Source organism: Streptomyces sp. CNP082 (genome assembly GCF_059570535.1).
In genome coordinates, this window is sequence record NZ_JCANSZ010000022.1 from 12872 (window position 1) to 38649 (window position 25778).

General features: G+C 73.8%; 24 protein-coding genes and 1 pseudogene. 11 read left to right on the forward strand and 14 right to left on the reverse strand.

The genetic code is table 11. The features are described from left to right. Positions 1 to 2: 2 nt before the first annotated feature. The 3 genes from B124_RS18665 to B124_RS18675 all read right to left on the reverse strand — a co-directional run bounded on the left by B124_RS18665 (position 3) and on the right by B124_RS18675 (position 3107). On the reverse strand, positions 3 to 1208 hold the full coding sequence (locus B124_RS18665) for an alginate lyase family protein (RefSeq protein ID WP_496504013.1): 1206 nt from the start codon (positions 1206 to 1208) through the stop codon (positions 3 to 5). Between the two features lie 160 nt (positions 1209 to 1368). Then, positions 1369 to 1992, reverse strand: coding sequence for a helix-turn-helix transcriptional regulator (locus B124_RS18670; protein ID WP_496504014.1), 624 nt, complete (start codon positions 1990 to 1992; stop codon positions 1369 to 1371). Next, entirely contained in the window at positions 1989 to 3107 is a 1119-nt protein-coding gene (locus B124_RS18675) for a threonine synthase (protein WP_496504015.1), read from the reverse strand. Before B124_RS18675 ends, B124_RS18670 begins: the two co-directional genes overlap by 4 nt. Positions 3108 to 3255: 148 nt before the next feature. Between B124_RS18675 and ggt the strand changes: the two genes are divergently transcribed. Together ggt and B124_RS18685 are read left to right on the forward strand one after the other, a co-directional pair. Next, positions 3256 to 5073 carry a gamma-glutamyltransferase gene (gene ggt / locus B124_RS18680; protein ID WP_496504016.1) on the forward strand — a complete coding sequence of 606 codons (1818 nt, stop codon included), beginning with the start codon at positions 3256 to 3258 and terminating at the stop codon, positions 5071 to 5073. Positions 5074 to 5082: 9 nt separating this feature from the next. Then, positions 5083 to 5334, forward strand: a pseudogene (locus tag B124_RS18685) (alginate lyase family protein); the annotation flags it as partial. A gap of 159 nt (positions 5335 to 5493) precedes the next feature. Here the strand turns inward: B124_RS18685 and B124_RS18690 are convergent. Beyond that, complete coding sequence (locus tag B124_RS18690; protein WP_496504017.1) at positions 5494 to 5958, reverse strand: Dps family protein; 465 nt, start codon at positions 5956 to 5958, stop codon at positions 5494 to 5496. Between the two features lie 268 nt (positions 5959 to 6226). Between B124_RS18690 and B124_RS18695 the strand changes: the two genes are divergently transcribed. The 9 genes from B124_RS18695 to B124_RS18735 all read left to right on the forward strand — a co-directional run bounded on the left by B124_RS18695 (position 6227) and on the right by B124_RS18735 (position 15581). Then, positions 6227 to 7294, forward strand: a complete 1068-nt coding sequence (locus tag B124_RS18695) for a M23 family metallopeptidase (RefSeq protein ID WP_496504090.1) — start codon at positions 6227 to 6229, stop codon at positions 7292 to 7294. A gap of 102 nt (positions 7295 to 7396) precedes the next feature. Beyond that, positions 7397 to 8407: a LacI family DNA-binding transcriptional regulator gene (locus tag B124_RS18700; protein ID WP_496504018.1), complete on the forward strand. Its 1011-nt coding sequence runs from the start codon at positions 7397 to 7399 to the stop codon at positions 8405 to 8407. A gap of 59 nt (positions 8408 to 8466) precedes the next feature. After that, on the forward strand, positions 8467 to 9768 hold the full coding sequence (locus tag B124_RS18705) for a sugar ABC transporter substrate-binding protein (protein ID WP_496504019.1): 1302 nt from the start codon (positions 8467 to 8469) through the stop codon (positions 9766 to 9768). Positions 9769 to 9774: 6 nt separating this feature from the next. Next, entirely contained in the window at positions 9775 to 10713 is a 939-nt protein-coding gene (locus B124_RS18710) for a carbohydrate ABC transporter permease (RefSeq protein ID WP_496504020.1), read from the forward strand. After that, on the forward strand, positions 10713 to 11531 hold the full coding sequence (locus B124_RS18715) for a carbohydrate ABC transporter permease (protein WP_496504021.1): 819 nt from the start codon (positions 10713 to 10715) through the stop codon (positions 11529 to 11531). Before B124_RS18710 ends, B124_RS18715 begins: the two co-directional genes overlap by 1 nt. A 29-nt stretch (positions 11532 to 11560) precedes the next feature. Continuing rightward, complete coding sequence (locus B124_RS18720; protein ID WP_496504022.1) at positions 11561 to 12967, forward strand: sulfatase family protein; 1407 nt, start codon at positions 11561 to 11563, stop codon at positions 12965 to 12967. Between the two features lie 206 nt (positions 12968 to 13173). Next, positions 13174 to 13794 carry a class I SAM-dependent methyltransferase gene (locus B124_RS18725; RefSeq protein ID WP_496504023.1) on the forward strand — a complete coding sequence of 207 codons (621 nt, stop codon included), beginning with the start codon at positions 13174 to 13176 and terminating at the stop codon, positions 13792 to 13794. Between the two features lie 79 nt (positions 13795 to 13873). Beyond that, complete coding sequence (locus B124_RS18730; RefSeq protein WP_496504024.1) at positions 13874 to 14602, forward strand: thiamine pyrophosphate-binding protein; 729 nt, start codon at positions 13874 to 13876, stop codon at positions 14600 to 14602. A 40-nt stretch (positions 14603 to 14642) separates the two neighbouring features. Further along, on the forward strand, positions 14643 to 15581 hold the full coding sequence (locus B124_RS18735; RefSeq protein WP_496504025.1) for a transketolase family protein: 939 nt from the start codon (positions 14643 to 14645) through the stop codon (positions 15579 to 15581). Positions 15582 to 15599: 18 nt separating this feature from the next. Here the strand turns inward: B124_RS18735 and B124_RS18740 are convergent, their stop codons facing one another. The 10 genes from B124_RS18740 to B124_RS18785 all read right to left on the reverse strand — a co-directional run bounded on the left by B124_RS18740 (position 15600) and on the right by B124_RS18785 (position 25754). Then, positions 15600 to 15956, reverse strand: a complete 357-nt coding sequence (locus B124_RS18740; RefSeq protein ID WP_496504026.1) for an MmcQ/YjbR family DNA-binding protein — start codon at positions 15954 to 15956, stop codon at positions 15600 to 15602. A gap of 17 nt (positions 15957 to 15973) precedes the next feature. Further along, positions 15974 to 16894, reverse strand: a complete 921-nt coding sequence (locus tag B124_RS18745; protein WP_496504027.1) for an alpha/beta fold hydrolase — start codon at positions 16892 to 16894, stop codon at positions 15974 to 15976. 104 nt (positions 16895 to 16998) lie between these two features. Next, on the reverse strand, positions 16999 to 17847 hold the full coding sequence (locus tag B124_RS18750; RefSeq protein ID WP_496504028.1) for a GNAT family N-acetyltransferase: 849 nt from the start codon (positions 17845 to 17847) through the stop codon (positions 16999 to 17001). Between the two features lie 100 nt (positions 17848 to 17947). Continuing rightward, the gene (locus B124_RS18755; RefSeq protein WP_496504029.1) at positions 17948 to 19552 is read right to left on the reverse strand and encodes an alkaline phosphatase D family protein; all 1605 of its coding nucleotides are present in this window, start codon (positions 19550 to 19552) and stop codon (positions 17948 to 17950) included. Between the two features lie 133 nt (positions 19553 to 19685). Beyond that, a complete protein-coding gene (locus B124_RS18760; RefSeq protein ID WP_496504030.1) occupies positions 19686 to 20306 on the reverse strand; it encodes a GTP-binding protein in 621 nt (206 codons plus the stop codon). Beyond that, complete coding sequence (locus B124_RS18765) at positions 20287 to 20640, reverse strand: DUF742 domain-containing protein (protein WP_496504031.1); 354 nt, start codon at positions 20638 to 20640, stop codon at positions 20287 to 20289. The genes B124_RS18760 and B124_RS18765 overlap by 20 nt, the downstream gene beginning before the upstream one ends. After that, a complete protein-coding gene (locus B124_RS18770; protein WP_496504091.1) occupies positions 20637 to 21023 on the reverse strand; it encodes a roadblock/LC7 domain-containing protein in 387 nt (128 codons plus the stop codon). Before B124_RS18770 ends, B124_RS18765 begins: the two co-directional genes overlap by 4 nt. Before the next feature lie 19 nt (positions 21024 to 21042). Then, positions 21043 to 22722 (reverse strand): sensor histidine kinase, encoded by a 1680-nt coding sequence (locus tag B124_RS18775; protein WP_496504032.1) that lies wholly within the window; start codon positions 22720 to 22722, stop codon positions 21043 to 21045. Between the two features lie 166 nt (positions 22723 to 22888). After that, on the reverse strand, positions 22889 to 23551 hold the full coding sequence (locus tag B124_RS18780; RefSeq protein WP_496504033.1) for a phosphoribosyltransferase: 663 nt from the start codon (positions 23549 to 23551) through the stop codon (positions 22889 to 22891). Positions 23552 to 23627: 76 nt separating this feature from the next. Next, complete coding sequence (locus tag B124_RS18785) at positions 23628 to 25754, reverse strand: alpha-galactosidase (RefSeq protein WP_496504034.1); 2127 nt, start codon at positions 25752 to 25754, stop codon at positions 23628 to 23630. Positions 25755 to 25778 lie beyond the last annotated feature (24 nt).

Sequence of the window (25778 nt, forward strand, 5' to 3'; positions counted from 1 at the left end):
GTTCAGCCGGGGCCGGCCGCGTGGGTCAGCGTCTCCCAGGCGACGAACAGGTCGTCCGTGCCCGCGGGCCGCTGCCGCGCCAGCAGCTTCGCCGTCTGCGGCAGGCCGGCCCCGAGCCGGTCGTGGTAGTGGTGGTACGCCACCTCCAGATCCGGGCCCATGGTGCGCTCCACCCGCCCGCCGCACAGCGATGCGGGCGGGCGCTCGCCGAGCTGGTAGCGGGAGTGCAGCTCCAGGGCGGCGGTGATCCGCGGCCGTACCTCGGCGTAGAGGTCGGTGCCCTGGTGCCAGGCGGTCTCGGCGATGTGCGCGGTGGCGGCGAGGCCGTAGCCGACGTGCATCAGGTTGCGGCAGGTCTCCTGGGCCAGGCCCTCGGGGTAGGTGCGCTGGCCGAACCAGTAGGCGGTGATCTCCTCCGGGGTGTCGATCTGCCCGCCGGGCGGCGGCTTGGGCAGCGGGCCGTCGGCGCGTACGTAGAAGTACGCGGGCACGCGGGCGCGGAAGCGGCGCAGCGCCTCGTCGTAGGCGCGGCGGTCGTCGAGGAAGACGGCGATGCCGGTCGCCGCGTCGGTCATCGTCAGGTCCCAGTTGCCGTTGTAGTCGGGGACGGCGCGGGTGACCTCGGGGAGGTAGACGTCGCGCAGCAGCCGCTCGAAGCGGCGTACGTCCGCGCGCGGCCAGCCGTCGTAGGTGGAGCGGACCAGCTCGGCGGCCCGCGCCCAGGAGGAGCCCGCCCAGGCGGCCTGCAGCGGGGCGTTGCCTTCGGTGTGGCCGGTGAGCCGGGCCGACCAGGCGTTCATGATCCGCACGGCCTTGTCGGCGTGGGCGCGGTCGCGGGTGACGGCCCAGATCAGCGCGTGGGTGTACGCGGCGAGGGCGTCCTCACGCTCGTCCAGGCAGCCGACGCCGGGGTTGACGTTGGGCTTGCACGCGACGACCGGGACCGGCCGGGGGACGTAGGAGAGCTGCCCGTAGCGGCTGCGGCGCATCGCGCGGAACGCGCGGTAGGGCCGGTCGCCGTCCCGCACCCGGGCCCGTACGGCCCGCAGTTGAGGGCCGCTGAGGAGTACCCCGGGGTGGTGGAAGGGGGCCGGCGCGCGGTCGTGCCGCCCGCGGGGCAGCGGCTCGGCGGGGCCGGCGGCCACGACGACGGTGAGCAGGGCGAGGAACAGGACCGCGGCGCTGCGGGGGAATCGACTGGGTGCCATGGCACACCTCCACCGTCAGCCTCGGCCGCCCGCTGTCCGTACGCATCCACAGCGGGGCCGAACGGGGGCGCGGCCGATGCCTCTCCTGCCCGGCGCCTCTCCCGGCCGGCGCCTCTCCCGGCCGGCGCCTCTCGTGGCCGGCGCCGGCCCGGCCCCCGCGTCAGCGCAGGTAGTTGTAGACCGTCGCCCGCGAGATCCCCAGCAGCTCCGCGACCAGCCGGACCGCGCTCCTGACCTCAAGCAGCCCGCGTTCACGCAGGTCACGGACGAGCGCGCGGCGGTCGGCGGAGGCCAGCGCCCGCGGCGTCTGCCCGCGGCCGGCGGCGAACTCCTCCACCGCCGCGCGCAGTTCCTCCGCCGTCCGGGCCCGCAGGGTCTCGGTCAGCGGGAGCCCGGGGTCCTCGACCGCGGTGAGCGCCTGGAGGGTGCGGGCCGTGCGGTCGAGGACGGAGACGTCGAGGTTGAGGCAGAGGGCGCCGACGTACGCGCCGGACGAGTTCCGGATGCCGATCGACGTGCTCTTCGCGGGGCGGCCGTCGGGGAAGCGGTTCGGGTAGTTCTGGATGACCTCGGGGTAGTCCGGGTCCTCGATGCGGGCGAGGCCCAGCTCGGTGGCGGGAGCGCCGGGGCCGCGGCCGGAGAGCGGGTTCTCGACCGTACGGACCGCGTGCCGCGGATCGCGCAGGTCGTGCAGGACGACCTCGCAGACGCCGGGGAACATCCGGCCCAGGGCGGTGGCGATCTTCTCGGCCTCGCGCAGCAGCAGTTCGTCCTCCGCGCTCACGCCCCGCCCCCGAAGATCTCGGTCATGGCGGGCGCCGCCTTCAGCCCGGTGCCGGTGAGCAGCACGGCCGTCGTCTCGCCGGGCCGGATGGCGCCGCGCGCGCGGAAGACGTCGACGGCCGCGGCGGCGGTGGCGCTGGACGGCTCGACGTAGAGCCCGAGGGCGGCGAGGCGGGCGACGGCGGCGCGGATGCCGTCCTCGCCGATCGCCGCCATGTCCCCGCCGGAGCGGCGCACGGCGCGCAGCACCTCCGGCAGCCGGACTGGCTCGCGGATGGCGGTGCCCTCGGCGATGGTGGGGGCGTAGTCGGTGGGTACGGGGCCGTCGGCGCCGGCGTGGAAGGCGGCGTGGATCGGCGCGCAGTTGGCGGGCTGGGCGGCGAGGATGCGGGGGCGGCTGCGGATCTGGCCGGCGGCCAGGAGTTCACCGAAGCCGGCGTCGAGGCCGAGGACGGTGCTGCCGGCGCCGGCGACGGTGACGACGCAGTCGGGCGCGGCGAAGCCGAGGTCCTCCCACAGTTCGTAGGCGAGGGTCTTGGTGCCCTGGAGGAAGAGCGGGTGCCAGTTGTGTCCGGCGTACGGGGTGCCGGCGGACCGGCGTACGGCTTCGGCGGCGGTGGCGTCCCGGCCGCCGGGGACGAGTTCGACGTCGGCGCCGTAGGCGCGGGTCTGCAGCACCTTGGCCGGGGAAGTGCCCTCGGGGGCGAGGATGCGGGCGCGGATGCCGGCGGCGGCGCAGTAGGCGGCGACGGAGGCACCGCCGTTGCCGGAGCTGTCCTCGATGACCTCGCGGACGCCGAGCCGGGCGAGCGCGGAGATCATCACGGTGGTGCCGCGGTCCTTGAAGCTGCCGGTGGGGCCGAACCACTCCGGTTTGAACAGCACCTCGCCCTCGCCCCAGCGGCGGGCGAGCAGCGGGGTGCGGCCCTCGCCGAGGGAGACGGGCGTCTCGATGCCGAAGGGCAGCGCGGCGCGGTAGCGCCACAGGGAGCGCTCGCCGGTGTCGATGTCGTCCCTGCCGATTCCGGATACGCCGCCGACCTGGAGGGGGGTGCCGTCGTCGGCGCGCCAGCGGAGGGCGTCGAAGGGGTACGTACGGCCGGATCGCTCGTCCACCAGATGAGTCATAGTGTCCAACCTTAGACGATTCGTCTAACACATTCGGCCGGCCACTCCCGGGGGCTCGGGCACGCCCCGGTGACGATTGCCGTCGCGGTCACGACAATGGCCGGGTCCTGACGCCCACCCCGCCCGGGAGGCACCGATGCGGTTGCGCCCCACCGTCCCCCTAGCCGCGATCCTCGCCATCGCCACCGTCACCGCCACCGCCGCGGCCTCCGCCCCGCCGACGGCCGCCCGGCCGCACGCGCCGGCGCCGCCGAAGTCGCCGGTGGCGACGGGCTACGGCGGCGCCGTGGCCAGCGTGGACCCCGACGCCACCGCCGCCGGCATCGAGGTGCTGCGCGACGGCGGCAACGCGGTCGACGCCGCCGTCGCCACCGCCGCCGCGCTCGGTGTCACCGAGCCGTACTCGTCCGGGATCGGGGGCGGCGGCTACTTCGTGTACTACGACGCGAAGAGCGGTCGCGTGTCCACCCTCGACGGGCGCGAGACCGCTCCGCGCACCGCCGGCGAGGACCTCTTCACCGAGGACGGCGAGGCCATCCCGTTCGACCAGGCGGTGACCAGCGGCCTGTCGGTCGGCGTCCCCGGCACGCCCGCGACCTGGGAGCAGGCGCTGCGGCAGTGGGGCACGACCTCGCTGGGCGAGGCGCTGGCGCCGGCGACGCGGCTGGCGGCCGAGGGCTTCACGGTCGACGAGACGTTCCGCTCGCAGACCGCGGCCAACGAGGCGCGCTTCCGCGACTTCCCCGCCTCCCGGGAGCTGTTCCTGCCCGGCGGCGAACTGCCCGAGGTGGGCAGCACCCTGCGCAATCCCGACCTGGCCGCCACCTACGGGCTGTTGGCCGACGAGGGCGCCAGGGCGATGTACCGCGGCGACCTGGGCGCGGACGTATCGGACACCGTGCGCCGCCCGCCCGTCGACCCGGACGCCGACCGGGTCGTACGCGCCGGCGACCTGCGCACCGCCGACCTGCGGGCGTACCGCGTGCTGCGGCAGCAGCCGACCCGCGTCGGATACCGCGGCCTCGACGTCTACGGCATGGCGCCGTCGTCGTCCGGCGGGACCACCGTCGGCGAGGCGCTGAACGTCCTTGAGGGCACCGACCTCGACGGCTTGTCGCAGGCCCGGTACCTCCACCACTTCCTGGAGGCGTCCCGCATCTCCTTCGCCGACCGCGGCCGGTGGGTGGGCGACCCCCGCTTTTCGAAGGTGCCGACACGGGAGCTGCTCTCCCAGTCGTACGCGGACTCCCGCGCCTGCCTCATCTCCCCCGACGCCGTACTGACCAGCCCGCTCGCCCCCGGCGACCCGCGCCGCCCGGACACCGGCTGCGAGGCGGAGCGGGCGCCGGAGGGCACATCGTACGAGGGGCCGAGCACCACGCACCTGACGGCCGCCGACAAGTGGGGCAACGTCGTCGCGTACACCCTGACCATCGAGCAGACCGGCGGCAGCGGCATCACCGTGCCCGGCCGCGGCTTCCTGCTCAACAACGAGCTGACGGACTTCTCCTTCACCCCGTCCGTGCCGGGCGTGCCCGACCCGAACCTGCCGGGCCCGGGCAAGCGGCCCCGGTCCTCGATGGCGCCGACGATCGTGCTCGACGACGGCGAGCCGCTGCTGGCGACCGGCTCGCCGGGCGGTTCGACGATCATCACCACCGTGCTGCAGGTGCTGACCGGCCGGATCGACCGCGGGCTGAGCCTGCCGGAGGCCATCGCGGCGCCGCGCGCGAGCCAGCGCAACACCGCCGCGACGTCGGCGGAGCCGGCGTTCCTCGGCCTGCCGGAGAGCGGGGAACTGACGGCGCTGGGGCACGAGTTCGCCGACGGCGGCGAGATCGGCGCGGCGACCGGCGTCGAGCGGCTGCCCGACGGGCGCTGGGTCGCGGCGGCCGAGCCGGAGCGCCGCGGCGGCGGCGCGGCGGCGGTGGTACGGCCGGACGGGCGGGACTGACCGCGGGCCGGATCCCGGCTGCGGCACGCGCTCGGCTTCCAGTCCCGCTTCGGGCTGGGCGAGGCCCCGCCGAGCTGGCTCTGCGGCGGCAGCGTCGAGCGCGGCCCCGGCGCGGTCACCGAGGTCGGTTACAACGCCCTGCACCACCGCATGGGCATCGTCATGACCAACACCGGCCGCTGCACCGAGCAGAGCCGGCCCGCCGGATCGAACAACCTCTTCGTCGCCTGGCAGACCCTGACCCACGCGGAGAGCCCGGCCGGAAGCGCCACCGGCCCGCACGCGGGGGGAGCGTGCGGGCCGGGGCTGGGGGACGGCCGCGGCGGACGGCGGGGGACGGTGACGGTACCGCCGCCGGTCGCGGCCGGGAGGACCGCGGACCCGACGGGGGACGGATCCGCGGCCGGCCGGGGATCCGCGTCAGCCGATGCGGTGCGAGCGGAAGAACCAGGCTTCCTTTTCGAGGTCCTGCGTCGCGGTGATGAGCAGGTCCTGCGTGATGAGGTCGGTGTCGTCGGTGTCCGCCACCCGCTGCCGCATGCGCGCGGACGCCTTCTCCAGCATGTCGGTGACGTCGTCGATGACCTTCTGGTCGGAGATCTTCCCGGGGCCGATGTCGGGCAGCGGGCTGCCGGCGGCGATGGTCTTCGCCCGGCCGTCCGGGCTCACGCCCAGGGCCGCGGCCCGCTCGGCGAGCGTGTCGGCGTGCCCGCGGGCCATCTTCACCATCTTGTCGAGCTGCAGGTGCAGCTCACGGAAGAGGGGGCCGGAGAGGTTCCAGTGCGCCTGCTTGCCCTGCAGGGAGAGATCCAGCAGATCGACCAGCGCGCCCTGCAGCGCCTCGCCGGTGACGTCCAGGGCCTTCTTGTCGAGGATCGTGGTCATGAGTGGGCGCCTCCTTGCTCGTTCCTATGGATCCCATCCTACATTAGACTTTGTCTAAAGTCCTGCCGGGCTACGCCATCCGGGTCGGGGCCCGTGGGAGGCCCGGGGCACCTGCCGCGGCCGGGGCCAGGGAGCCGGCTGGATACGCCCTCTTGTCCTGCCGCGTGGGCACTTCTATCGTTCGCTCAGGTTTCGGCGCACGGAAAGTGACTCGGTCATGGCAGAGCGCACAGGGCGCGGACGGCACCGCCGCTACCGCCCCGGCCCGGTGTCGCGGGCCTCCCTCACCGTCACCGCGAGCGGCGCGGGGCTCGCGCTGCCGCTGGTCGCCGGCGCCGCCGCGCCGGCCGCGGGCGCGCCCGCGGACTCCGTGCACAGCCCGGCCAAGGACCGGGCGCAGGAGGGGCTGCGGCCTCCGTCCGACGGCACGCCGGCCGACGGCGCCGACACCCGCACGGCACCCGAGACCAATGCCGCCGCGCCGCATGGCGGGCGGGCCGGCACGGTCGGCAGGAAGCCCGGGCACCACGAGGTCACCGCCGGGGAGACGCTGTCCGGCATCGCCGACCAGCACCGCTTACGCGGCGGGTGGCCGACGCTCTACGAACGCAACCGCGATGTCGTCGGCGCCGATCCCGACCTCATCCTCCCCGGCCAGCGCCTCACCCTCCGCGGCGCAGCCGCGGCCCCGCCCAAGCCGCGCGAGGACTCCCCCGCCGCGGGGACGAAGGGGTCCGGCGGCGGGAAGGCGAAGCCGGACGGGACGAAGTCCCAGAAGACCTCGGGCAAGGCGAAGCCCGGGAAGGCCAAGCCCCGCAAGTCCGGGCCGGCGCGGACGAAGCCGGACGCGCAGAAGCGCGCCCCCGCGCCCCAGGCCGAGACCAAGCCGAAACCCAAGCCGGAGCCCAAGCCCGACCCCAAGCCCGCCGCCGACTACACCTCCCCGGTCGCCAGCACCTCGGTCGGCACCCCCTACGGCGCCAGCGGCAGCAGTTGGTCCAGCGGCTACCACACCGGGGCCGACTTCCCCGTGCCGCTCGGCACCGGGGTGCGCTCCGTCGCGGACGGCGAGGTCGTCAGCGCCGGCTGGGCGGGCGCGTACGGCTACGAGGTGGTCATCCGGCACCGCGACGGCCGCTACAGCCAGTACGCGCACCTCTCCGCGATCACCGTGAGCGCCGGCCGGCCAGTCAACGCCGGCCAGCGCATCGGCCGCTCCGGCTCCACCGGAAACTCCACCGGCCCGCACCTGCACTTCGAGGTCCGCACCGGGCCGGGCTACGGGTCCGACATCGACCCGTTGCGCTATCTGCGCGCGCACGGGGTGCACATCTAGCCCACACGCGCACCGCGCTGACCTGGCATTTGACGATTCGTCACGAGACTTCACGCGCGAAGGCTTGACCTTGCCGCGGTCCGGGTGGTTAAACGTATCATCATGCCGAAGAAGACACGTCCCACGGTCCGCGACGTCGCCGCCCTCGCGGGGGTGTCCGTCGCGACGGTGAGCTACGTGGTCAACGGGCGGGACAGCCGGATCGGCGCCGACACCCGCGCACGGGTGCTGGCCGCCGTACGGGATCTCGGCTACGTGCCGAACAGCTCGGCGCGCGGCCTGCGCAAGCGCCGCACCGAGCGGGTCTGCCTGGTGATCGGCTCGCTGGGCAGCCCCGTGCAGGAGCAGTTGGTACGCGATCTGCACGCGGCGGCCGACGCCGACGGCTACGGCGTCCTCACCCTCATCGTCGACTCCCCGCCGCACGCCGCGCACGCCGCCCGGCTGCTGCGCCAGGGCCTGGCGGACGGCGCCGTCTTCTTCGACTCCGCGCGCCACTTCGGCGACCTCGGCGAGCTGGCCCGCGGCCGGCTGGCGATGGTCGTGGTCGACAACTCCGTGGCGCCGGACGGCTTCGACGTGGTGCGCACCCCGGAGTACAAGGCGTGCGGCGAGGCGCTGGACCACCTGCTGGCCGCCGGCCGGCGGCGGGTCGCCTTCCTCGGCCACCGGCACGACCTGGAGCTGGGCGGCGGGTCCGTGCGGCTGACGGCGTACCGGGATGCGCTGCGGCGGCACGGCCTGCGGCCGGACCGCCGGCTCGTCGCCGCCGGCGCTGACAGCCGCGTCGAGGGCTACCGCGCCACCGCCGCGCTCATGGCCCTGCCCCAGCCGCCGGACGCGCTGTTCGTGGCCTCCGACCGGGCGGCCATCAGCGCGATATGGGCGGTCCGGGACACCGGCCGCACGGTGCCCGCGGACGTGGCCGTCCTCGGCGTCGGCAATCTGGAGGAGGGCTCGGTGATCCGCCCCGCGCTGAGCACCGTGGGGCAGCGGCAGACCGACTTCAGCCGCGTCGCCCGGCTGCTGTTCGAACGGCTGGCGGCGGCGGAGCCGCCGGCGGCCCGCGAGGTCGTCCTGCCCTGGTCCTTCATACCCAGGGAGTCGGCGTGAACGAGCGCGCGTGCGACGAGCGCGCGACCAACCGAATGCACGGCGAGAGGAGCACCCGCATGTCAGCAAGGCCAGCCAGCAACGGTCCGTGGATGACCCGGCGCAGGATGCTGGGCGTCGCCGGCGGTGTCGCCGCGGCGTTCCCCCTGGCCGCCTGCGGCTCGGGCGCGCCCGAGGCCGAGTCGGGCGGCGGCGGTGGGGGCGGCACGTTCCTCGCCTACTGGAACAACGCGCACGAGTTCGATGCGTACAAGGACGTCGTGGCCCAGTTCGAGAAGGACCACGACGTCACCGTGGAGCTGCAGAAGTTCCAGTGGGAGGACCTGCGCACCAAGCTCGTCTCCGACCTCCAGTCCGGGAACGTGCCGGACGTGGTGGAGGAGCCGGGCAGCTGGGTGCAGGAGTTCGCGCTCAGCGGGGACGCGCTGTCGCTGCAGAAGTACATCGACAAGGACGGCGCGGAGATCGGCTTCCCGGACGACTGGCTGGAGGTCGCCGTCGCCGACAACACCCACGACGGCCAGGTGTACGGCATCCAGATGCACTACACCTGCACGCTGCTCTTCTACAACCGCAAGATGCTCGACGACGCGGGCATCGAACCGCCCACCACCTGGGACGACTTCCTCGCCGCGGCCCGGGAGCTGACCGACGGCGACGTCAGCGGCACCGTGCTCAACGACGGGCTCAGCTATTCCTACCCGTGGATGCTGCAGAACGGCGTGCACGAGTACGACGCGGACAGCGGCAAGCTGCTGCAGCCGCGCGCCGCCGCCATGGAGGCGATGCGGTTCCAGCAGGACCTCGTCCACAAGCACAAGGTCTCCCCCAAGCCCACGACCGCCCTCGACGTGACCCGCGCGGCGAAGTTCTTCGCGGCCGAGCGCACCGCCATGATCCTCACCGGCCCGTGGGACATCCCGATCATCAAGGAGTCCAACCCCGATCTGGACTACGGGATCGCGCAGGCGCTGACGGGCAAGCGGCAGTCGACGATCGCCGGCGGCACCACGCTGTTCATCCCCGCGAAGGCCAAGAGCCCGGATCTGTCGTGGGACTTCATCAAGCGGATCACGGCGCTGAAGACCGAGACCGCGGCGACGGAGCAGGCCAGCATGCTGATGCCGCGCAAGTCGTGGGCGAAGCAGTCGGCGGTCCTGGAGAACCCGGAGGTCAAGCCCTTCACCGAGGGGCTGCCGTACGCGGAGGAGTTCCGCTCTGGCGTCTACACCACCGGCAAGGCGGGCGAGTTGGAGGACATCTACAAGACGCTCTACGAGAGCATGCTGATCGAGGGGACCGACGCCGAGGAGGCGTTCGCCGCCTACGACGACGCGGCCAAGAACATCCTCAAGGGCTAAGTGCACATGGCAACGCCGGCAGAACTCACCCAGCCTGCGGAGCCCGTGAAGCTCCCGCAGCGCACGAGGCGCTCCAAGCGCTCACCGATCGCCCGGCGCCAGGCGCGGACCGCGTATCTGTTCCTGGCGCCGGCGCTCATCTTCTTCGGAATCTTCTTCTACTACCCGATCGCCGACATCCTCAACACCAGCATGCTGACGGGCCAGCGGACCGACGAGTTCGCCGGGGTGGACAACTACACCAACGCCTTCGAGGACCCGCAGGCGCGCAACGCCTTCAAGGTCACGCTCCAGTTCGCCGTCGGCACGACGGTCGGCGCCATCGCGCTCGGCATGGGCCTGGCGGTGCTGATCAACCAGCGGCTGCGCGGCAGCCTGGCGTTCAAGCTCGCGCTGCTCGTGCCGTACCTCACCTCGATCGCCGTGGTCGGCCTGATGTGGCGCAACATCCTCGACCCCGAACTCGGCATCCTCAACCGGATCCTGTCGGACCTCGGCCTGCCCACCCAGGAGTGGCTGAACACCCACCCGGTGGCCACCATCGTGGCGGTGACGCTGTGGATGACCACGGGGCACACGATGATCCTCTTCCTGGCCGGGCTGCAGGGGATCCCCGACGTCTACTACGAGGCCGCCAAGGTCGACGGCGCCAGCCGCTGGCAGCAGTTCCGCCGGATCACCGTGCCGCTGCTCACCCCGACCACGCTGTTCGTCTCCGTGATGGCCGTGATCACCGGGCTGCAGGCGTTCGGGCAGGCGTACATCATCACCCGCGGCGGTCCCGGCGAGGCGTCTGACCTGTTCGTCTTCCACGTGTACGAGCTGGCGTTCCGCGCCCGCAACTTCGGCTATGCCTCCGCGCTCTCGGTGCTCCTGCTGCTCGTCATCGTGGCGTTCACACTGCTGCAGCTACGTATCGGCCGGAAGCGGGAGGTGCAGTACTGATGACCGCCAGGGCGTCCAAGGCGATCGCCTACCTGCTGCTCACCATCGCCAGTCTGATCACCGTCGTGCCGCTGGTCTACGTGGTCTCGCTGTCGCTGCAGACCGAGGCGGAGATGCTGTCCGCGGAGTCGGTGCTCTGGCCGGACTCCCCGCAGTGGGGCAACTACAGCACGCTGTTCGAGGAGGCGCCGTTCGGCAACTTCATCATCAACTCCCTGGTGGTCGCGGGCGCGATCGCGGTCTCCCACCTGATCTTCGACCCGCTGGTGGGCTACGTGTTCGCCAAGTTCGACTTCCCGTTCAAGAACACGCTGTTCATCGCGATCCTCGCCACCCTGATGATCCCGCTCTTCGTCCGCATGATCCCGCTGTACGTGATGATGTCCGACCTCGGCTGGCTGGACAGCTACCAGGCGCTCATCGTGCCGTTCCTGATGGACGGCTTCGGCATCTTCCTCATGCGGCAGTTCATCCAGCCCATCCCGGACGACCTCATCCACGCCGCCCGGGTGGACGGGGCGAACGAGTTCACCATCTACTGGCGGATCATCCTGCCGCAGTGCAAGCCGGCGCTGGCCGTGCTGGGCCTGTTCACGTTCGTCTTCCAGTGGAACGAGTTCCTCTGGCCGCTGGTGGCGACGACCTCGGAGAAGATGCGCACGATCCCGGTGGGGCTCACCCAGTTCAGCGCCGAGCAGTTCCAGCTTTGGCACCTCACCGCGGCCGGGTCGGTCATCATGTTCGTGCCGACGGCCCTGCTGCTGATCTTCAGTCAGCGCTACTTCGTCCGCGGTATCACCCTGACCGGCCTGAAGTGACCGGCACCCACCGTGCGGAAAGGACCCCGATGCCCGAGCGGCGTCCCCATGTCATCGTCGTCTTCACCGACCAGCAGCGCTGGGACACCACGGGCGCGGGCGGCAACCCGCTCGGCCTCACGCCCGCGTTCGACCGGATGGCCCGCTCGGGCACGTACGCGTCGGCAGCGATCACCCCGCAGCCCGTCTGCGCGCCGGCCCGTGCGGCGCTGCAGACGGGCCGGTGGCCCACCGACACCGGCTGCTTCCGCAACGGGATCCCGCTGCCGCGCGACGCCCGTACGCTCGCGCACCACTTCGGCGCCGCGGGCTACACCACGGGGTACATCGGCAAGTGGCACCTGGCCGGCGAGGACCCGGTGCCGCCGGAGGACCGCGGCGGCTACCAGCACTGGCTGGCCGCCAACGTCCTGGAGTTCACCTCGGACGCGTACCGCACGGTGCTCTACGACGAGGACGGCGACCCGGTGCGGCTGCCCGGCTACCGCTCCGACGCGCTGTTCGACGCGGCGATCCGGTTCGCCGCGGACCACCACGACGAGCCGTTCTTCCTCTTCCTGTCCCTCATCGAGCCGCACCACCAGAACGAGGTCGACGACTATCCGGCCCCCGACGGCTACGAGGAGCGCTACACCGGCCGCTGGCTGCCGCCGGACCTGGCCGCGCTGTCTGCCGGAGCCTCCCCGGGCAGCACAGCGCACCGGCACATCGCCGGTTACTGCGGCCAGATCCGGCGCGTCGACGAGGGCCTGGGCCGGCTGCTGGACGCGCTGCGCAGCATGGACCTGCTCGACGACACGATCGTGGCGTTCACCTCTGATCACGGCAGCCACTTCCGTACCCGCAACTCCGAGTACAAGCGCTCCTGCCACGACGGTTCTATCCGGGTGCCGCTGGCCCTGCACGGCCCCGGCTTCGACGGCGGCCGGGTGCTCGACGCCCCCGTCAGCACCCTTGACCTGCCGCCGACCCTCCTGGACGCCGCGGGGCTCGACGTCCCGGAGGAGATGCACGGACGCTCCTTCCTGCCGTTGGTCCGCGATCCCGGTGCCGACTGGCCGGAGGACGTCTTCGTCCAGGTCAGCGAGTCCGAGTGCGGACGGGCGCTGCGCACCTCACGGTGGAAGTACTACGTCGTCGACCCGGAGGCCGACGGCTGGCGCACCCGCTCCGGCAGCAGGTACGTCGAGACGGCGCTGTACGACCTGGCCCACGACCCGTGGGAGCTCGACAACCTTGTCGGGCTCACCTCGCACCGCGCGCTCGCCGACGGGCTGCGTGCGCGCCTGCTGGCGCGGATCGCCGCCGCGGGCGAGCCGGAGCCGGTGATCGAGTCGGCTCCGGAGCGCCGCGCGGCGCAGCGCCGGGTCGATCCCACCGTGCACGGATTCAAGCTGGACGGCGTGCGCTTCGGGCACCAGCGCAAACACCCCTGAACCCCGGTGGGGCGAGCCCATGGCGGCCGCTCAGGCGGCCGCCATGGGCGGGCAGATGCAGCGGACGCGACCGCAGCGCGGGCACACGGGCACAAGCGCGGTTGCATGCTGCTGGTGGGGTTGGTGACTGGTCATCTCGGATCCTCCGCCCGGCTGTGAGAACGTGATCTCCTACTCGTTAGACGCAGCGGGGAGCGATCAGGTTTATGGACAGTGGCGCCTGGGACGAACGCTATGCCGCGAATGACCTTGTCTGGGGCGGTGAGCCGAACCGCTGGGTGGCCCGCGAGGTGGCGGAGATCACGCCCGCGCGAGCCCTGGACCTGGCCGCGGGCGAGGGGCGCAACGCGCTGTGGCTCGCCGCCCGCGGCTGGCGGGTGACGGCGGTGGACTTCTCGCAGGTCGCGCTGGAGCGGGGCCGGCGCCTGGCGGCCGAGCTGGGGCCCGAGGCCGCGGAGCGGATCCGGTGGGTACGGGCCGACCTGCTTCGGTACGCGCCCGAGGAGACGTCGTACGAGCTGGTGGTCGTGGCGTATCTGCACCTGCCGGGCGCCGAGCGGCGCCGGGTGCTGCGGCGCGCCGCCGCCGCGCTCACCGGCGGCGGCGAGCTGCTGGTCGTCGGGCACGACACGGCGAACCTGACGGAGGGCACGGGCGGGCCGCAGGACGCGCGGGTGCTGTTCACCGCGCAGGACGTGCTGGCGGACCTGGCGGACGCGCCGCTGGAGCCCGTACGCGCCGAGCGGGTGCGCCGGCCCGTGGCGCAGGAGGCGGGGCCGGCGAAGGACGCGATCGATGCCCTGGTCCGGCTGCGCCGGACGCCCTGAGCCGGCACCGGCCCTGCCGGGACCGCGGGTGACCTGCCGTCGTTGACTTGAACCATTGTTCAGGTTGCACGGTGGACACATGACGACGACCACCTCCGCATCCCGCCAGCCGCCCGCCGGCTACGACGATCTGCCGCGCCTCATGGGCCTGATGACCGGCGACGAGAAGCACGGCCCCGCCGCCACCTCCACCCTCGACGCCCTGTGGGTCCTCTACGACCGCGTGCTGCGGGTGACCCCCGCGACCGCGGACGCGCCCGGCCGCGACCGGTTCCTGCTCTCCAAGGGCCACGGCCCGATGGCGTACTACGCCGTGCTCGCGGCCAAGGGCTTCCTGCCCGCCGACTGGCTGCCCGGCTTCGGCTCGTACGACTCGCCGCTCGGCCACCACCCGGACCGCACGCTCCTGCCCGGTGTCGAGATCGGCAGCGGCTCGCTGGGCCACGGCTTGCCGCTGGCCGTCGGCACCGCGCTCGGGCTGCGCGCCCGGGGGCGGTACGGCCGGCCGGGCCAGGACCCGCGCGTGTGGGTGCTCGTCGGCGACGCCGAGCTGGACGAGGGCAGCAACCACGAGGCCCTCGCCTACGCCGGCGCCACCGGCCTGGACCGGTTGCACGCCCTCGTCATCGACAACGCCTCCGCGACCCATGCGCTCCCCGGCGGCATCGCCGCCCGCTTCGAGGCCGCCGGCTGGTCCACCGCCACCGTCGACGGCCGCGACCACGAGGCGCTGTACGCCGCCTTCACCGCCCCGCACCCCGGGCAGGCGCGCGCCGTCGTCGCCCGCGTCGAGCCCGCGTACGCCTGAGAGACCCGCGCCACTTCGCATCTGGAAAGGACACCCGACCATGGACACCATGCGCGAGCGCTTCGCCTCCGTCACCTCCCGGCTGCTGGACGAGGACCCCCGGCTGGCCGTCGTGCTCGCCGAGATCGGCTCCGACGGCTTCGCCGCCGCACAGCGGCGCCACCCCGACCGCGTGCTCAACCTCGGCATCCGCGAGCAACTGCTCGTCGGTGTCGGCGGCGGGCTCGCCCTGGCCGGGATGCGCCCGGTCCTGCACACCTTCGCCAGCTTCCTCGTCGAGCGCCCCTTCGAGCAGGTCAAGCTCGACCTCGGGCATCAGGACGCGGGTGCGGTGCTGGTCAGCGCCTACGGCTCGTACGACTGGCCGGCCGGCGGCTACACCCACATGGCGCCCGGCGACGTGGCGCTGCTGGACACCCTCGACGGCTGGACGGTGCACGTGCCGGGCCATCCGGACGAGGCCGAAACGCTGCTGCGGCACGCGGTCGCCGCGGGCGACGACAAGGTGTACGTGCGGCTCACGGGGCAGACGAACACGACGGGGCGGCCGGTCACCGGCGGGGGGTTCCTGACCGTGCGCGAGGGCCGCTCCGGCGTGGTCGTGGCGGTCGGCCCGCTGCTCGACGACGTGCTGGCCGCGACCGAGGGACTGGACGTGACGGTGCTGTACGCCACGACCGTGCGCCCCTTCGACGCCGCCGCGCTGCGGGCCGCGGTGGGCGCGGCGCGGGCGGCGGACGTCGTCCTCGTCGAGCCCTACCTCGCCGGCACCTCCACGGCGTACGCGAACGACGCGCTGGCCGACGTGCCGCACCGGGTGCTGGGTCTTGGCACCGCGCGGCGCGAGCTGCGGCGCTACGGCACGGTCCCGGAGCACCTGCGCGCCCACGAGCTGGACCCGGCGTCGCTGCGCGAGCGGATCGCGGCGTTCACGGGTGCGTCGGCCGCGGTGCCGGCCGGGGCGCAGAGCGCCGCCTGACGTGCGCGCCCCGGTCCTTCAGGACTCGCCGGCCAGCTCCGGGTGCTCCGCGAGCAGCCCGGGAGGCGCCGCCTGGCGCCAGGAGTCGGCGACGATGATCTGCAGCTCGTCGCGGTCGTCCAGGGCCGCGATCCGCACCCGCACCCAGGCGAACGACGCCTCGTGGTCGGCGATCCAGAACTTCTCCGGCTCCGCCAGCGCCAGTTCGTCCCGCTCCACCTTGGGGCAGCGCACCGCGAACGACGTCTCGTCCTCGGGCAGGGTGAGGAACATCTTGCCCTTCACCCGGAAGGTGGGCATGCCCCACGCCAGCTTCTCCGCGGTCTGCGGCAGCGCCAGGGCGGTCTTGCGTACGTCCTCGGCGGTGAGGGTCATCGGTGCTCCCCCGTCGGTCACACGTGCTTGTCGAGCCAGTCGAGCAGATCGGCCTGGACCTCGTCGCGGTTCGTCTCGTTGAGGATCTCATGGCGGGCGCCGGGGTACGCGTGCCAGGTCGGCTCCCGCAGGCCCGCGTAGCGGAAGTCCTCCAGCAGCTCGGCGACGTGCGTGAGGCCCTGGTTGCACGGGTCCTGGTCGCCGACGGCGATGTGCACGGGCAGGTCGAGCGGGATCCGGGCCACGTTGTACGGGTCGTTGATCTTCCGGGTGCCGAGCACCCAGCCCAGCGACAGCGCGACGTCGAACGGGAAGCCGCAGCGCTCGTCGGCGACGTAGGCGTCGACCTCGGCGGTGTCGCGGGAGAGCCATTCGAAGCCGGTGCGGTGCTCGTACGGGTCGTTGAACGACGCGAAGATCTCGGGGACGAAGTCCGAGAGCCCGCCGCGCCCGCGCTCGGCGGCCTCCCCCGCCAGCCGGCGCACCGCGCTCTCGGTCTCCACGCCGGGCAGGCTGCGCAGGATGCCCGTGAGCACGAGGCCGGAAAGCCCCTCGCCGTGCTCCTGCGCGTAGTCGCGGGCGAGCATCGAGCCCATGCTGTGGCCGAGGAGGACGAAGGGCAGCTCGGGGTGGGCGGCGCGCAGCCGGTCGCCGACGGCGGTCAGGTCGCCGACGGCGGTGCGCCAGGGGTCGGCGTCGCCGGTGCCGGTGACCCCGTACCCGGTGGCGGCGGCGGTGGCGCCGTGGCCCCGGTGGTCGGAGGCGACGACGCCGTAGCCGTGGGCGGCGAGGTAGCGGGCGAACCGGTCGTAGCGCAGTCCGTGCTCCGCGGCGCCGTGCACGATCTGCACGAGGGCCCGCGGCCGGCCGCTGTCGGGCAGCCAGGTGTACGCGGCGACGGGGGTGCCGTCCGCGGCCTGCAGGTGGTCGGAGTGCATGCGGCTCGCCTTCCTCGCGATCGGTCTGCTTCCCGGCTCCAGCCTCTCCCGCCGGGGCCCGGGACACCAGATCATCCGCGGAAGAAGATCAGCCGCCGGAGGGATCAGCCGCCGAAGGTGATCACGAGGTGGTCCTCCACGGGCACGTAGCCCAGGCGCTGGTACAGCGCGTTGCTGGTGGGGTTGGCGAGATCGGTGAAGAGGAGCACGTCGCGGACGCCGGCGGCCAGCGCCGCGCGGCTCACGGCGGCGGTGACGGCCGCCGCGTAGCCGCTGCGGCGCAGCGGCGGCGGGGTGTAGACGGGCGCGACGCGGGCCGTGCCGGCGATCGTGCGGCTGATGCCGGCGTACGACACGGGCCGGCCGCCGTCCTCCCAGAGTGTCGCGCCGCCGAAGGAGAGCCGGTCGGCCACGGCGCGGACCGGGTCGCCGGCACCGCCGCCGGCCTCCGCGGTGAACTGCCTGGTCCAGTCGGTCAGCAGCTCCCGGTCGTCCTCGGTCGCGACCCTGGCGTGCCCGGACGGCGCCGGTTCTGGCGGTATCAGCTCCCCGAGCCGGTACAGCCGGTGCCGCTCCGCCACGGTGCCGGCCGTGCCGGTGCGCTCCGTCCAGGCGGCGGCGAACGCCTCGGCCGCCTCGCACCCGGCATTGACGCCGGAGATCGGCAGCCCGGCCTCGGCGCGCAGCCCGGCCAGCGCGACGGCGGCGGCCTGCGGCATACGGCCCAGCAGCAGCGGGTACGGCGGCGTGGCCAGGAAGGCCCCGGCCACCTGTCCGTCCGGGCCCTGCCACCAGCCGAACTCCGGTGGCTCGTCGCCGTACCGGTCGAGGCCGGCGGCGGCGAGCGAGGCGGTGACCGTCAGCAGCACGGTGTGCGGCGCGGGCTGCGCCCGCAGGAACGGCCCGGCGGCGGCGGTGAAGGCGTCGAGGTCGTGCGTCGTGATCCAGCTCATGCCCCACCCTGCACCGCCGCCGCGCGCGAATGCACCCGCTTTTGCGTGCCCGGCGCCGGTCTCGGCGCCGCCCGCCGCGTCCCGCTGCCCGGGCTCCGGCTCAGGGCTGCGCGAGCCCCGGCTGCTCCACCTCCTGGATGCCCGGCACGCCCGCCGCGACGTAGACACGGGCGCGGGTGAGGACCGGGGCGCCGGGAGTGGCGACGTACGGGACGACGCGGTAGTCGGTGCGCCAGTGCTCGCGGGTCACCTCGCAGACGCCGTAGCCGCGCTGGACGTTGTGGAACTTCATGTGCGGGTTCTCCTGCAGCCAGACCCGGCCCCACTCGTCCTGGTCCGAGCCGTTGCCGCCGGAGGAGACGGAGGTGCCGAGGAACTCGACGCCGACGGTGGCCGAGGCGGGGTCGTCGAAGTCGTGCTTGAGGTCGGCGGCCACGCTGCGGTGGGCGTCGCCGGTGACGACGACGAAGTTGCCGATGCCGCGCTTCTCGACGCCGTCGAAGAGGCGCTGCCGCGCGGCGGCGTACCCGTCCCAGGTGTCCATGCCGAACGCCTGCTCGATGCCTTCGGCGGAGTCGCCCTGCATGGTCATGATCTGGTTGGCCATCACGTCCCAGGTGGTACGGGACCGGGCCAGCCCGTCGAGCAGCCAGGCTTCCTGCTCCGCGCCGAGCATGGTGCGCTCCGGGTCGAGCCGCTCGTCGCAGTCGAACTGCCGCCCGTCGCCGCACGCCTGGTTGTCGCGGAACTGCCGGGTGTCGACGACGTGGAACTGGGCGAGGGTGCCGTAGGGCAGCCGGCGGTAGAGCTGCATGTGCGGGCCGGCGGGCAGGGAGGAGCGGCGCAGCGGCAGGTTCTCGTAGTACGCCTGGAAGGCGGCGGCACGGCGGGCCGCGAACTCGGCGCCGCCGACGTCGTTGCCGTCGAGGCCGTCGGCCCAGTTGTTGTCGACCTCGTGGTCGTCGAGCACGACGATCCAGGGGTGGGCGGCGTGCTCGGCCTGCAGGTCGGGATCCAGCTTGTACTGGCCGTAGCGCACCCGGTAGTCGGCGAGCGTGCGGAGCTCGTGCGCGGGCAGGTGGCCGCGGCCGATGGTGCCCTGCCCGCTGCCCTCGTAGACGTAGTCGCCGAGGTGGACGACGACGTCGACGTCCTCCGCGGCGAGGTGGCGCAGGGCGGTGAAGTGGCCGTCGGGGTAGTTCTGGCAACTGACGAAGGCGAAGGACATCGAGGCGATGGCGGCGTCCGCGGCCGGCGCGGTCGTGGTGCGCCCGACGGCGCTGACGTGCCCGCCGGTGCGGAAGCGGTACCAGTACTCCCGGTCCGGCTCCAGCCCCCGGACCTCGGCGTGCACGGAGTGCCCCAGCTCCGGCACCGCCATCTCGAACCCCGAGCGCCGGACCCGCATGAACCGCGGGTCCTCGGCGATCTGCCAGCGCACCGGCACCTGGTACCCGGGCATCCCGCCCCGGCCGTCCGCGGCCAGCGGCTCGGGCGCGAGCCGGGTCCACAGCACGACCCCGTCCGGCGCCGGGTCGCCGGAGGCGACGCCGAGGGCGAACGGGTCGCCGCGGAAGCGGGGTTCGGCCCAGGCGGGCGCGGCGGACAGGGCGGCGACGGGCAGCGCGGCGGCCAGGGACACCCCTGACGCGAGCGCGAGGAAACGGCGGCGGCTGAAACCCGGGGTGCTGGCGAAACGAGACAAGGGGCCTCCCAGTGATGCGGTGCCTGTGTCCTGAGCGACGCGTGGGGGGCCGCACCAACATAGGGGCGCACGGGCTCGGTTGGTACCTCTCGCGGCGGGGCCGGCCGCGCTCCCGCCGTACGGCCCCTGCCCGTTACGACGCCTCGGTGGTCAGGGCGATCGAGTGCAGGAAGCGCACCAGGGACTTCAGGACGCTGCGTGAGGAGTCCCGGTCGCGCGCGTCGCAGGTGATGAGCGGCACGTGCTCGGGCAGGTCGAGCGCGGCCCGTATCTCGTCGAGGGAGTGCTGCGGGGCGTCCGGGAAGCGGTTGACGGCGACGAGGAACGGCACGGCGCCCTCCTCCAGCCGGCCCAGCACGTCGAAGCAGGCTTCGAGCCGGCGGGTGTCGACCAGGACCACGGCGCCGAGCGCGCCCTCGAAGAGCCCCTGCCACAGGAACCAGAAGCGCTGCTGGCCGGGCGCGCCGAACAGGTAGAGCACCAGCCGCTCGTTGAGGCTGATCCGGCCGAAGTCCATGGCGACGGTCGTCTCGCTCTTGTCCGGCACGCCGGCGAGGTGGTCCACCCCCTCGCCGGCCCGGGTCATCGTCTCCTCGGTCGTCATCGGCTCGATCTCGCTGACCGCGCCGACCATCGTCGTCTTCCCGACGCCGAACCCGCCCACGACCACGACCTTGACCGACGTCGTCGCGGAGGCCGGCAGGAGGTCCTCGCTGCGCGGACCCACGACGGCGTCAAAGCTGTTCGAGTCCATGCATTACTTCCTCGAGGAGTCGCAGGTCTGCCACGGGCGGCACGGAAGAGCGGGTCTCGACCGCACCCTGCGCCATCAGGTCCGCGACGAGCACCGCCACCGCGCTGAAGGGCAGGCGCAGGTAGGCGGTCAGCTCGGCCACGGACAGCGGCGCGCGGCACAGCCGGATGATGGCCGCGCGCTCGGGCTGCATCCCGGGCGCCGGCTGCGCCCGGGAGATGACGAGGGTGACCAGGTCGAGTGCGCCCTGGACGGCGGTGCCGCTGCGCCCGCCGGTGATGACGTAGAGCCGTTCGGGACCGTCGTCGTGCCACTCGTGGTCCGCTTCTTTCATATGGCCTGTCCGTCGCTCCGCGGTGGGCTTGTCAGATGTGCCCCTATGCGTGCGACGAGATCGCGCATTCGCTGCCCCATCAGGCCGGCGTCGACTCCTTCGTCGGCCGCGACCGCCAGATACGCTCCCGCGCCCGCGGCCATGAGATAGAAGAAGCCGCCGCTGACCTCGATGACCAGCATCCGCATCTTGCCGTTGCTGTGCGGAAACACGCTGGCGATCGACTTCGCCAGGCTCTGCAGCCCGGCACAGGCGGCGGCGAGCCGGTCGGCCGTGTCCGGCTCCGTGCCGTGCTGCGCCATCCGCAGCCCGTCCGAGGACAGGACCACGACGTGCCGGGTCTCGGGGACGCTCTCGGCCAGATCCCGGAGCATCCAGTCCATGTCCGCTCGCTGCGCCACGTCAGTCCTCCTCGCCCGATGATGGATTCGACGGTTCCGCTGCTCCGTCGACGCGCCCGGAGCGGCCGGAGCCGCCCGGGTGTATCTCCGCCGCCGCATCCGCGCCGGCCGCGGATCCGCCCGGTTCCGCCGGCTTGTCCGCGGCGGCGTCCCCGGCCTGCGGCTCGCCTTCAAGACCGCGGGTGAAGTCGCCGAGCCACAGGCCCGGTTCGACGCCGCGGTTCTCCGCGCCGCCGCTCTCGGTCCCGGGCGGGTACGCGGTGGCCGTACGCCGTCCCGGCGCGTGCTCACCGGCCGCCGGGGCGGCGGGCGGCACGGCGGGGGCCCGGCGGCGGCGCTGCGGCAGGCTGCCGGCGACCGGGTCGGCGTGCGCGGGCGGCGAGGGCTGCGGGCCCGCCGGCTGCACGGGCGGCACCCGGTCCCGGCTGCGCGGCAGCCCCGCGCGCGCGTCGGGGCTGCCTTCGACCCCGGCCGGCGCCGGCGTGGAGTTGCGCAGCGGGCGCGGCCCGGAGGTGGCGCCGATGCCGTGGGCGGTGCCGGTGGCGGGCGTGGTGGTGAGCAGGACCTGCGGCACGACGAGCACCGCGCGCACGCCGCCGTACGCGGACGGGCGCAGCGAGACGCGGAAGTCGTACGTCTGCGCCAGCCGGCCGACGACCGCGAGCCCGAGCCGCGGGGTCTCGCCGAGGTCGTTGAGGTCGATGCCGGCCTGGGCGTCGGCGAGCATGCGCTCGGCGCGCTCGCGCGCCTCCTCGCTCAGGCCCACGCCGCCGTCCTCGATCTCGATGGCGACGCCCGACTGCACCTCGGTGGCGGACAGGTGGACCTTGGCGTGCGGCGGCGAGTAGCGGGTGGCGTTGTCGAGGAGTTCGGCGACGGCGTGGATCAGCGGCTCGACGGCCGAGCCGACGACGGCGACCTCGGCCACGGGGTGCAGCTCGACGCGCTGGTAGTCGATGATCCGGGACATGCCGCCGCGCAGCACGCTGTACAGGGCGATGGCCTTGCCCCACTGGCGGCCGGGGCGGTCGCCGCCGAGCACGGCGATGCTGTCGGCGAGCCGGCCGACCAGCGCGGTGCCGTGGTCGAGCTTGAGCAGGTCGGCGAAGAACTCGTGCCGCCGGCCGTGCCGGTCCTCCATCTCCCGCAGGCTGCGCGCCTGCTGGTGGATGATGGCCTGCACCCGCCGGGCGATGTTGACGAAGCCGCGCTCGGCGGAGACGCGCAGGTCCTCGGCGTTCTGCACCGCTTCGACGACGGCGCGCAGCGCCGCCGCGTGGGCGGCGCGCACCTGCGGGGTCAGCGACTTCTCCGCCCCTATGCCGCTGAGCACGTCCTCGGCGTACTCGCCCCGCTGCAGCCGCGCGACGGCCTGCGGCAGCAGGCCCGCGAGCCGCACCATCTCGGCCTCCTGGGCGGCGAGCCGGCGCTCCCACGCGGCCTGCTGGTCGGCGTGGCCGGCGTACAGCTCGCCGGCGGCCCGCCCGCGGCGCTCGGCCTCGAAGGCGGCGAACGCGACCACGAGGGCGGCGACGACGCCGCACACGGCGACGGGCGTGCGCGCGTCGGCGGAGACGAGCGGCAGGGCGATGGCCGTGCTCACGACCACGACGGCGGTGGGTATCAGCCACCAGCGGACGAATCCCGTCCGCCGGCCGGTGGCGGGTCCCGCTGGATCCATGAGCGTCCTCAGGGTCGAACGACGGTGTGACGCCGAGTGGTCACACTGAGCATCGCAAGCAGCCTAGTGGGCTCCGCTTGCCGCTGGCATAAGTTCTCAGCATGTCCAACCAACGCCGTTTTCACGCTAGTTGACAGCCACTCAGCAGTCTGGTTCCGACCGGATTTCAGCCATTACCGAGCAGTTCGAGCACATCGGCATCCGTAAGCTGCTCGAAGTCGTCGTACCAGAGTCCGACCGCGCCGAAGTCCCCCGGCGCGTACAGACACGTCACATCGTCCGCCTCTCCGCTGACGGCCCGCAGCCCGGCAGGCGACGCCACGGGCACGGCCAGCGTGAGCCGGGCGGGACCCGCCTCCCGGGCCGCGCGCAGCGCCGCGCGGGCGGTCGCGCCGGTGGCGAGCCCGTCGTCCACGACGACGACCCAGCGGCCGGCGAGTGCGGGCGCCGGCCGGCCGCCCCGGTAGACCGCAGCGCGGCGGCGCAGCTCGGCGCGCTCCCGCTCGGCGGCGGGCGCGAGGTCGGCCTCGGTGAGGCCGGCGCCGGCGAGCGCGGCGGGGTCGTAGACCGGCGGGCCGTCGCCCGCCACGGCGCCGAGTCCGTACTCGGGGTGGTAGGGGTGGCCGATCTTGCGGACGAGCAGGACGTCGAGCGGCGCGTCGAGGGCGCGGGCGACCTCGTACGCAACCGGCACGCCGCCGCGCGGCAGCGCGAGCACCACCGCCGCGGGCCCGGCGTCCGCGGCCGGCTCGGGGCCGGCGGCGCCCTGGTCGTCCTGCAGCCGCCGGGCGAGCGCGCGGCCCGCCTCCGTACGGTCGTGGAAGCGCATGGTTCCGCTCCGTCGGGATCCCCCGCTCACGTCACATTGTGCGACGGCCCGCGCGGTCACGCACCTCGCGCGGCCGTCAGCGGCGGCGCAGGTGCACCACCGTGGCGTCGAGGTCGCCGGCCAGCCCCGGGTGCAGCCCCCGGTGCGCGAGCACCGCGCCGCGCAGCATCGCACCGGGCTCGCCGCCGGCCAGCACCTCGTACTCGGCGGCGGTGTCGAGCGCGGCGAGCCGCAGCGGCGGCAGCGGCTCGTTGTAGCGCTGGGCCTGCAGCCAGGCCAGGACGACGACCTCCTCGGCGCGCGCGGAGTCGTCGCCGAGGACGTACTGCACCGCGCTCAGGCCCTCCTGCGGCTCCCGCAGCCGGTACAGCCGGCCGAGCTGGACGGCCGGACGGATGCGCTTGTACAGCTCCACCCAGCGCCCGGCCTCCGCCAGTTCCGCGTCGTCCCAGCGCGCGAGGTCGCCGCCGACGCCGAGCACGCCGGCCATGGCGCTGACGAAGCGGTAGCGCAGGCTGCTGACCCGGTCCTGCATCTGCTCGTTGGGGCTGTCGGTGACCCAGGCGGCCGTGACCCGGGCGGGGTGGATCTGGTTGATGCCGTGCTGGATGGGCAGCCGGTCCAGCGGGTCGGTGTTGTCCGAGGTCCACACCTGGTCCGTACGGGACAGGATGCCCAGGTCGATCCGGCCGCCGCCGCCCGAGCAGGACTCGAAGGCGACGTGCGGGTGCGCGGCGCGCAGCCGGTCCAGCAGCTCGTACAGCCCCTGTACGTGCGGGACGGAGGGGTCGGTGTGCGCGCCCGGGTCGGTGAGGGAGCGGTTGAAGTCCCACTTGACGTAGTCGATGGGCGCGGAGCGCAGCAGGGCGTCGAGCTGTTCCCACAGGTACGTCCGGACCTCGGGCCGGCCGAGGTCCAGCACCAGCTGGTGGCGGAACTCGGTGCGCCGGCGGCCCGGCCGGTGGTGCACCCAGTCGGGGTGGGCGCGGTAGAGGTCGCTGTCGGGGTTGACCATCTCCGGCTCGACCCAGATGCCGAAGTGCATGCCGAGGCCGTGGACTTCGTCGGCGAGCGGCTTCAGCCCGTCGGGGAAGCGGTCCGGGTTGGGCGTCCAGTCGCCGAGCCCGGCCCGGTCGTGGGTGCGCGCGCCGAACCAGCCGTCGTCGACGACGAACAGCTCCACGCCCATCGCCGCGGCGCGCCGCGCCAGCTCGCGCTGGTGGCCCAGCTCGACGTCGAACTTGGTGGCCTCCCACGAGTTGTAGAGGACGGGCCGGGGGACGTGCGCGTCCGGTACGACGTGCGCGAGCTGCCAGGCGTGCCAGGCGCGGGACGCGGCGCCGAAGCCGCCGGCGGTGTAGAGGCCGGCGAAGACGGGCGCGGTGTACGACTCGCCGGGCGCGAGCCGCACCAGTCCGGAGTCGTCGTGCCCGGCGCCGCCGACGGCCTGCACGACGCCGTCGTCGAGCTGCTGCACGGCGATGCGCCAGGATCCGGACCAGGCCAGGGCGCAGCCGTAGACCTCGCCGTGTTCCTCGCCCGCGGTGCCGTCGTCGAGGGCGATCCACGGCAGGTGGCGGTGGGAGGTGTGGCCGCGGCGGCTGCCGATGACGGTCTCGCCGGGGGTCAGCTCGGTGCGCGCGAGCAGGCTCTCGGCGGCCCAGCGGCCGTGCAGGTGGGAGAGCCGGCGGCGGTCTGCGCGGGGCAGGGTCCAGGCCGCGGAGTCGAGCCGCAGCAGGTCCAGCGCGGGGTCGTCGGGACCGCCCTCGTGGACGGCGGTGGCCCAGCGCTCGAGGACGTCGGCGCCGGCGCGCATGCGGTAGTGGAGGGTGACGGCGAGGCGGTGTACGGGGTCGTGGAAGGTGAGCCGGAGCACGTCGTCCCCGGTCTCGGCGCCGCGGAACTCCCACTCGCTGCCGCGGCTGCCCGGTCTGGAGGCGACGTCCGCGGCACGCACGGCGAGCGCGGGCCGGACGAAGCGCGGGCCGCCCTCGACGGGGTACTCCTCGCGGCCGTCGAGGCGCGATTCGAAGGAGCGGGACCGCGGCAGCGGTTCTGCGGCCAGCGCCTCGGCGTCGGCGAGCGCGAGCCGCGGGCCCCAGTGGAGGTGCAGCAACTCGTCGTGCCGGTTCAGCCGCAGGGCGTAGCTGCTCTGCGGCCCCGACAGCAGCCAGATCCGACCGTTCCCACCGACCTCGACCATCTCATCTCCCATAACTCAACAGAG

Coding starts and splice junctions, on each gene's coding strand:
- B124_RS18665 (WP_496504013.1), bottom strand. CDS start 1,208: ATGGCACCCAGTCGATTCCCCCGCAGCGCCGCGGTCCTGTTCCTCGCC.
- ggt (WP_496504016.1), top strand. CDS start 3,256: ATGCGGTTGCGCCCCACCGTCCCCCTAGCCGCGATCCTCGCCATCGCC.
- B124_RS18690 (WP_496504017.1), bottom strand. CDS start 5,958: ATGACCACGATCCTCGACAAGAAGGCCCTGGACGTCACCGGCGAGGCG.
- B124_RS18700 (WP_496504018.1), top strand. CDS start 7,397: ATGCCGAAGAAGACACGTCCCACGGTCCGCGACGTCGCCGCCCTCGCG.
- B124_RS18705 (WP_496504019.1), top strand. CDS start 8,467: ATGTCAGCAAGGCCAGCCAGCAACGGTCCGTGGATGACCCGGCGCAGG.
- B124_RS18710 (WP_496504020.1), top strand. CDS start 9,775: ATGGCAACGCCGGCAGAACTCACCCAGCCTGCGGAGCCCGTGAAGCTC.
- B124_RS18715 (WP_496504021.1), top strand. CDS start 10,713: ATGACCGCCAGGGCGTCCAAGGCGATCGCCTACCTGCTGCTCACCATC.
- B124_RS18720 (WP_496504022.1), top strand. CDS start 11,561: ATGCCCGAGCGGCGTCCCCATGTCATCGTCGTCTTCACCGACCAGCAG.
- B124_RS18725 (WP_496504023.1), top strand. CDS start 13,174: ATGGACAGTGGCGCCTGGGACGAACGCTATGCCGCGAATGACCTTGTC.
- B124_RS18730 (WP_496504024.1), top strand. CDS start 13,874: ATGACGACGACCACCTCCGCATCCCGCCAGCCGCCCGCCGGCTACGAC.
- B124_RS18735 (WP_496504025.1), top strand. CDS start 14,643: ATGGACACCATGCGCGAGCGCTTCGCCTCCGTCACCTCCCGGCTGCTG.
- B124_RS18740 (WP_496504026.1), bottom strand. CDS start 15,956: ATGACCCTCACCGCCGAGGACGTACGCAAGACCGCCCTGGCGCTGCCG.
- B124_RS18745 (WP_496504027.1), bottom strand. CDS start 16,894: ATGCACTCCGACCACCTGCAGGCCGCGGACGGCACCCCCGTCGCCGCG.
- B124_RS18750 (WP_496504028.1), bottom strand. CDS start 17,847: ATGAGCTGGATCACGACGCACGACCTCGACGCCTTCACCGCCGCCGCC.
- B124_RS18760 (WP_496504030.1), bottom strand. CDS start 20,306: ATGGACTCGAACAGCTTTGACGCCGTCGTGGGTCCGCGCAGCGAGGAC.
- B124_RS18765 (WP_496504031.1), bottom strand. CDS start 20,640: ATGAAAGAAGCGGACCACGAGTGGCACGACGACGGTCCCGAACGGCTC.
- B124_RS18770 (WP_496504091.1), bottom strand. CDS start 21,023: ATGGACTGGATGCTCCGGGATCTGGCCGAGAGCGTCCCCGAGACCCGG.
- B124_RS18775 (WP_496504032.1), bottom strand. CDS start 22,722: ATGGATCCAGCGGGACCCGCCACCGGCCGGCGGACGGGATTCGTCCGC.
- B124_RS18780 (WP_496504033.1), bottom strand. CDS start 23,551: ATGCGCTTCCACGACCGTACGGAGGCGGGCCGCGCGCTCGCCCGGCGG.
- B124_RS18785 (WP_496504034.1), bottom strand. CDS start 25,754: ATGGTCGAGGTCGGTGGGAACGGTCGGATCTGGCTGCTGTCGGGGCCG.